The sequence below is a fragment of the Lactobacillus gallinarum genome, assembly GCF_002160635.1.
Taxonomy (GTDB): domain Bacteria; phylum Bacillota; class Bacilli; order Lactobacillales; family Lactobacillaceae; genus Lactobacillus; species Lactobacillus gallinarum.
Map to the genome: position 1 here is coordinate 1 of NZ_NFKZ01000051.1, position 7,071 is coordinate 7,071.

Sequence of the window (7,071 nt, forward strand, 5' to 3'; positions counted from 1 at the left end):
TTATTCGGGTTATCGAATGAAAACAATAAAAACCCTCGTCCAACGTGACGTTAAACCGTGGTCTGTAAAGGGAACAAGGGCAGGGTGCGTTTAAACAGTCGGCGAAAATTAATTGCTGAGATTTGAAGTAATTAATATTTGATTTTTCAGCAATTGATTTTCGGCTATTTTGGAAGTTAAGCGTCTTCTCGGTAGTTTTAGCCACGTTTAGGCTAGCTATCGAGGAGGCGCTTTGCGCCTCTACCTTGTGAGCCCTTTAGGGCGAGGAAAAATTTTTACTTTTTCTTTTTATTTTTTAGTTTAGGTGTAGGACAGAGTGGCGCTCCAGAAAGGCTGGTCGCGAATTTTATTTGTAGCTGATTCAAATGAAACAGTAGAAAACAGTTAGGAAACAGCGGTAATGAAACAGTCAAAACAGTTATATAGTCAAAATAGAATTGCTGAAATATTAGGAATTAGTCGAGGAACGTTTAGTAAATGGTTAAAAGAGAATGGTGTTTCTCCGAAACAGCAAAAAGGACAACGAAAATTATATGATGAAACAGTTATCGAACAGTATAAAAAGTCTAAAAAAGCTCATAGTAGTAAGGATTCAAAGAGATTAACAACTGTTGAACTGTTGCAGGATAATTTAAAAGAAAAACAGTCGGAAATAGACTATTTGAAACAGCAGTTAAAAGAAAAAGATGCTCAAATTAAGGCTAAGGATGAAGCTATTTCCGAGTTTGGTTTAAAGTTTGCAAAGTTAGCTGATCAGGCACAACAGCTTAATTTAGCAGATAAGCCTAATTTGATTGAGTCAAAAAAAGAGGCTGTTTCTAATAAGAAAACGGTTAAAGAAACAGTAGAAAAATCATTTAAAAGTAAGAAATGGTGGCATTTTTGGCACTAAAAAACTGCCTCAGCTTGAAGCTAAGGCAGTTTTAAAAATCGCGAGCAGATGCTACAATATTACTAGAGACAACTAATTAATATTGTTAATCAATTGAGCTGGCAACATTTGCAGGCATTTTAGCGCTCTTGATCTTGGTGTACTGGACATACACCACCAGCCAAGCGCATTAAAGAACGTCCCCAAAAGTGGTCACGCCTTTCTAATAAAGCTCTTAGTGCATTGGTGGTACCAGTGCACTTTTTTATTATATCAGGTTTGTAATTAGTTTGATTGTGCTGTCAATTTGTTAAGTTAAGTAAAAAACAACTTTGATTTATCTCTAAATTTTGTTGTTGACAAAATTTAGAGATAAATGATAATATTTTAATAAAATTATCACAATATAATAAAACACACATATAGTAATATCGAAATTATTAAAGATGATTTCAGATTAGTAGTGTTGCATTTTGCAATATGCTATATTTTGTTGTTTATGATTCAGGAAAGGAAAATGATTATGAAAAGAAATAAATTAAAGCAAAACCTTAAAAAGATTAGCATTGTTTCTTTGGTGGGATTAGTATTTTCCCCACTTCTATCATCTACTTCAGTCGCTCTTGCAGATGAAGTAGGTAATCAAAATGATAGTGATTATACTACAATCTCTGTTGGTGATTTATTATCACATTTTAATAATGTTAATACTGGTTCGAATCTTCCAACCAATAAAGAGAGTGAATTAACAAACTTAAAAGAGAAATTTGATCTTTCAGATGAAGATACAAATTTTTTAAAGCAACAGTATTTAAAAAATCATCCTAATGATCCATTAGCATCTTCAAAATGGAAAACAGCAGCGGCTAAAACAGCTGCAAAAGTAGCTGTACCAATTTTAAGAAAGTATGCTAAAAAGGCAGGGGTGAAATTAGGTGACCATGCATTAGAGAACTTAATTGCTATTATTACAGGAGTTGAAGACAACGTTCAAGGCAGATTGTATAAAGCACTTCGTAACCTAGGATTTTCAAAGTATTGGGCTGGTCTTGCTTCAAGAGCAATTGTGTTCCTTTTGTTCTAATCAGTTAATATAACTTATCGCCATGGTCTGATGGAAAATATATTTTTGATTATTTGACAAATTGTGAGTAGTTAAAAATGAAAAAAAAGTTTTTAAAGGTATTAGTTATCTGTTTACTCATTTTTATAATAATTGACAATGGGTTATATATTCTATTTGATTTTGAGTTTATTGATACCTTATTTAAGCAGTTAGGTGTTAAATCTGTTATCACCATGATCCTTAGGTGGATCATAATTATATTGGCTGTTGCATTTGAGATCTTTATAGGCAAATATGATGAAGATAAGCGCAAATATAAGTAAGAAGAGGTTGAATAAGTTTTCAATCTCTTTTTTGATTCTCACGAGCTTTTGAAATCTGGGATTTCATTAGCCGTAATACTTTGTGAAATTACAAGATATGCAAAAATAAAAAGCCCGTCAATTCGGGCTTTTTTAATTGTATACGGTCTGCTTTTCACAAACTTACTTTCTGCAAGCTCTAGAAGCATTGATATCATTGATCTGCGGATAATTGGCATTATGTAAACTTGAAATAAATAACCCGCCAAGGATTCCTTGAGGGGGTATTTTTATACTTCGAATTTGGATATTTGTGTCTTTGATACAACCAAATTATATCAAATTTCAACAAATAAAAAAGCTTAAAAATGAAAAAGCCGTGTAAAGCCTAGAGCTAGTAAGGCTTAACTTAATTTGTGATAATATGAGCAATTAATAAAAATAAAAAATGATTTTGCCTTTATTTTTAGCTTTGTATCAATATTCTAAAGAATTTTATATAAACTTTTTTAACATGCATATTTTGTGAAATAGGTATATAATAATTCAGCAATAACACTGATTAAGCTTACAGCATCAAGAAATTAACGAAACAAAAAATAAAATATTTTATTTCACAAACTTAAAAACGTGATATTATATATTTAAGCCGATCGAAAAAGAGTTCGGCAAATTTTAGCAGAAAGGAGTAAAAAGCATGATTTATGAGTTTCCCAGTTTACAGGATGTAAGAAGATGGGCTAAAGATAGTAAGCGCAAACTTCAAAGTATGATTGAAATAGATTACTTCGACAATCAAAAGTGCGGATGGTTTGCGACTGAATGGGTGGAAGGGCTTCCTGCAAAGACGTTTTTAATTCATGAGAAGAAACAAGCCAAAAATAATTTGGCTGGAAAAATTGTTTCTTTTGATAATATTCTTAAATCCATTAAGCATGACCCGAATTTTCAAGAAATTTGGGTCTCTAGATTAACAATTCTTTCTTAGATTCGAAAGGAGATTTTTATGAGTTTAAAAAAACTGTCTCAATTCCAAGTATTTGATTCAAAAGCCTTTTTTGAATCAAAAGATTTCTTGCTTTCCAAAATTGAAGAATGGCAAGAGCAAGATGAAGGAAGTCAGACTCTGAAGAATGTAGGTACAAAAGTCACAGGCGTGATTTTTGTTGACAAGTCAAGCTATGGAAATGCGGGTATAGGTATTAATAGAGGCGAAAGTATTACTTTCAAAGTCTCTCAGCCTGTTACTAATTTTTCTAGCTGGAAAGCGTTTAATACGGTTTTCAAAGCGACTGCCTTTACAAAAGTTACTGTATATGGTGAATATAGAAACCAATTGTCAGTAAAAGTGCCAAGTTTGACGGTTATTAGTGGTGCAGGAGCCGCTAAAAAAGCTTAGAAAGCTGAGGGATTAAAATGCATTTTTTTGAAACGTTAGTTATTGCACGTGAGCATAGTCGCTTTCAAAAGTTATTAAAATCGGGATTACGTGCACGTGATGTTGTTCCGGTTAAAATTTTGAGCGAAAAAAAAGAAAGACTTGCTTTACTTTGTGAGGATAAAAAGCAGGTCTTTGCAGTTATCTGTGTTAGTGATACAAAAACAGACTTCGCTTCTATTTTTACACTTTTGGGAAGTTACTTGCAAGCGTCAGAGGGACTTATTTTTGATAAGTGTTCTGATTGGGTAGAGCTATCAGGCGCGTACGAAGGGTTAAGGGCTCCGGTTATTATTGCTAAAAATGTGACTAAGAAGGTGCCAACAAGTTGCTAGTCAAAAAATTTGTGCCGCGAGCACTACTGCAGCAAAATCAAAGACCAGCAACTCTATTAAGCGATTTGTGTGAGGTAGCCGTATCACTCGGCTACCTTTTGCTTAATCCTAGTTTTAATAGTACTGTAGCCAACATCAGTACAGAAAGAAACTTGTTGCATAATTTTTTCTTTTATCATCGTAATAAGATGAAGTTAAGAGAAAAAATTATTGCCAGTAGATTAACTGTAGCAGTTCAAGAAGCGCTTATTCGTAGTGAAGTTTTTGATATTCGTGGATTTGGCGACAAAATTGCATATAGTTACGCATTTGGTACTTCATATCAATGGGTTGACGTTCCTGATGTAAAAGCAAGTTATCATTGTGATAATTTATCTTGTATTATGATAAGACCGTCAAGTAGTCAGCTTACAAAAATGCAAGGGCATAACTACTATTTGGCTGAAATCAATCAAGCTTTAAGTAGTGAGCATTTTGTACTATTAAGTCCAACGCTTAAAACAAATGGCTGGATATATTATCGACTGATACCTTCAGAGTATAATTCCAGATTTGATTTTTCTAGCTGGGAAAAGATGACGGCTGAACTTTCTCAACAAAAAGGCAAATTGCCTCTCAATAAAGATTTAACGCTAAATAAGATGGGACATGTGCTTATAACTGCTAGGACGGGTTGTGGAAAGACGCAGCTCGCGCTTGCTATTTCTGCAGAATTGAGTTGTTTTGGTAATACTATCCTTTACTTTTTGGATCCAAAACATTCCGATTTAAGCAGTTTTGGACGATTTTTAGGGGCTGACAGATACGCAGATGGTACGGAAGAAATTGATGCTAAACTTCATGAAGTGGTTGAGCTAATGCAGAACAGATATAAGGTGATGCGTCAGCTGGCAGATAAAAATCCTGAAAAATATGTAGGAAAATCTGCAGAGGATTTTGGCTTTAAGTCGATTGTTGTTGTATTTGATGAAATTTCTGCTCATCTTTCTGCTTCTAAAAACTGCTTAGCTGATCTTAGACAGCTGACGATGTTAGGTAGACAAGCTGGCGTATATTTGATGCTTATTATGCAAGATCCCCGCAGTACTAACAATCTTCCTGCTACTATTAAAGATCAAACTGAAATTAAAATAGCTTTAGGCGAATTTTCAGGGACGCTTGCCAGTTTAGTTTTTGGATCTGGCGTAGTTCTTCCGGCAGGATCTCGTGGTGTAGGTGAAGGTTATATACAAGTAAATGGTAATGAACCTGAATTGTTCGAATCACCGCTTATGCCGCCAAATTCATACGATTTGTATAACTTAATGAAGCAGGCTTTAGAAAGTCAGCAATTTCTTGACCCTATGGAACGAACTTAAAGTATTATAGATTATTAAAATTAGCGGTTTGCGGTTTACCGCAAACCGCTTTAACTTGATTAACTCAATACTTTAGAACATTGCAAAAGGTGATTATTTTGATACATGAAGAAAAAAAGCAAATTAATGTAGAGGCCTTTGTTACTGCACATGTTTATGGAGATACCATTGAAATGACAACATCTTTAGGTGGTACGCCAATCATGCAAAAAGTTTCAAAAGACGAAATGGTTAATCGCGTAACAGGTGAACTTAAAGAGATTCATCACGTGACTTCACGAGCTGACCCCAAAAATTATGAGAGTTTGCGGCAGACGTTTAAAAGGTTAAAACGTTTGATTGGTGCTAATTTTAAAGGCGGTTATTCAGAACTTTGGGTTACATTAACATATAAAGATAGTCCAATGACTGATCCCAATAAGTTATATAGCGATTTTAAGCGAATGATACGTAGACTTAGGCGCTTAGTAGGAAAATATCTTGCCTATATCGTAATTATTGAACCACAAAGTTCGGGTTCGTTACATGCTCATTTATTACTTAAGACTCTTGACGGATCACGATTGTATGTTGCTAATGCGGATCTAAGAAAAGCATGGGGACAAGGCTTTGTTAATGTGAAACGACTTAGTGATTCTGATAATGTGGCTTCATATGTGATGGCATATGTAAGTGATATTGATTTAAATAACCTTGAAGGGAAATTTAGTAATGATTCAAATACTAAGTTAACTAAAAGGATTGTTAAAGGCGGTCGATTAGGATTATATCCAGTAAATATGCAAATATATAGACGATCTAAACGGGGGATAAAAGAACCAATTAAGCTTAAAGGTACAAAGAAATTAATAAAAGATAAATATAATATTAGTGATGCTATGCCGTCTTACTATCGTGAAATGCAAATTAAACAAAATAATGATAAAGATCCATTTGTAATTGAGACGGAATACTATAGTAGAAAAAAGGCAGCATTATTGGAAGCAGTAGCTAAAATAAATAATGCTGTAACAAAAAAATAATTTTTTTATGCTGAGATCGTTAATCTATGACGATTTTGGCATTTTTTATTCGAGAATTATGTTTCTTTCTTTTTTTATTTAGCTTATAATGAACCTAACAACTGAATATGAGAGCAATAAAAAAGCCCTGGTTAGGATACTGGTAATATCCAACTAGGACAAGCTCATTGATTACAGCAACTAATCAATAAGTGTTTTTAGCTTTCTTATAGTATTATTCTAACAAGTGAAAATTGATATTTCAATATTGTTTAACTATAAAGAAAGAAATTCTAATAAACGATTAATCGGCTGTAGTCAGTAAATGGGCTACGGCTTTTTTAATAGATTGATTATCTTTTATGCTAGCTTGGGAGTGGCTATCCTTGCTAATCACTTAATTAAGCCCCTCTGTTGCTGGAGTTGCGCCAGTCAGGGAGTTAACTATCACAGGTGAGCAGAACCTTGAATTTCGCAAATTCTAAAGTCGTGGCAAATTGTCCATGCGGGTTTATTAACCTAATTGAGTCAATCAGGAAGCCTTGGAAATGCTAACGACTATCCCTAGACCAACATCGAGTTTATTCGGGTTATCGAATGAAAACAATAAAAACCCTCGTCCAACGTGACGTTAAACCGTGGTCTGTAAAGGGAACAAGGGCAGGGTGCGTTTAAACAGTCGGCGAAAATTAATTGCTGA

At 34.0% G+C, this 7,071-nt stretch carries 7 protein-coding genes; all 7 read left to right on the forward strand.

What is annotated here, in order from left to right:
- Positions 1-400 precede the first annotated feature (400 nt).
- The 7 genes from B5E95_RS09955 (at position 401) to B5E95_RS09990 (ending at position 6,392) form a co-directional block, all read left to right on the forward strand.
- Positions 401-892, forward strand: a complete 492-nt coding sequence (locus tag B5E95_RS09955) for a COG3415 family protein (protein ID WP_087176906.1) — start codon at positions 401-403, stop codon at positions 890-892.
- A gap of 502 nt (positions 893-1,394) precedes the next feature.
- On the forward strand, positions 1,395-1,955 hold the full coding sequence (locus tag B5E95_RS09960; RefSeq protein ID WP_087176905.1) for a hypothetical protein: 561 nt from the start codon (positions 1,395-1,397) through the stop codon (positions 1,953-1,955).
- Between the two features lie 981 nt (positions 1,956-2,936).
- Entirely contained in the window at positions 2,937-3,227 is a 291-nt protein-coding gene (locus B5E95_RS09970) for a hypothetical protein (protein ID WP_087176902.1), read from the forward strand.
- A gap of 18 nt (positions 3,228-3,245) precedes the next feature.
- A complete protein-coding gene (locus tag B5E95_RS09975) occupies positions 3,246-3,638 on the forward strand; it encodes a hypothetical protein (RefSeq protein ID WP_087176901.1) in 393 nt (130 codons plus the stop codon).
- 17 nt (positions 3,639-3,655) lie between these two features.
- Complete coding sequence (locus B5E95_RS09980; protein WP_087236524.1) at positions 3,656-4,012, forward strand: hypothetical protein; 357 nt, start codon at positions 3,656-3,658, stop codon at positions 4,010-4,012.
- Positions 4,006-5,370 carry an FtsK/SpoIIIE domain-containing protein gene (locus tag B5E95_RS09985; RefSeq protein WP_087176908.1) on the forward strand — a complete coding sequence of 455 codons (1,365 nt, stop codon included), beginning with the start codon at positions 4,006-4,008 and terminating at the stop codon, positions 5,368-5,370. Before B5E95_RS09980 ends, B5E95_RS09985 begins: the two co-directional genes overlap by 7 nt.
- 98 nt (positions 5,371-5,468) lie before the next feature.
- A complete protein-coding gene (locus B5E95_RS09990; protein WP_087176907.1) occupies positions 5,469-6,392 on the forward strand; it encodes a rolling circle replication-associated protein in 924 nt (307 codons plus the stop codon).
- The last annotated feature ends 679 nt before the right edge of the window (positions 6,393-7,071 follow it).

Bases quoted from the DNA above. Each gene is read 5' to 3' on its own strand.
- B5E95_RS09955 (WP_087176906.1), top strand. From the start codon at position 401: ATGAAACAGTCAAAACAGTTATATAGTCAAAATAGAATTGCTGAAATA.
- B5E95_RS09960 (WP_087176905.1), top strand. From the start codon at position 1,395: ATGAAAAGAAATAAATTAAAGCAAAACCTTAAAAAGATTAGCATTGTT.
- B5E95_RS09970 (WP_087176902.1), top strand. From the start codon at position 2,937: ATGATTTATGAGTTTCCCAGTTTACAGGATGTAAGAAGATGGGCTAAA.
- B5E95_RS09975 (WP_087176901.1), top strand. From the start codon at position 3,246: ATGAGTTTAAAAAAACTGTCTCAATTCCAAGTATTTGATTCAAAAGCC.
- B5E95_RS09980 (WP_087236524.1), top strand. From the start codon at position 3,656: ATGCATTTTTTTGAAACGTTAGTTATTGCACGTGAGCATAGTCGCTTT.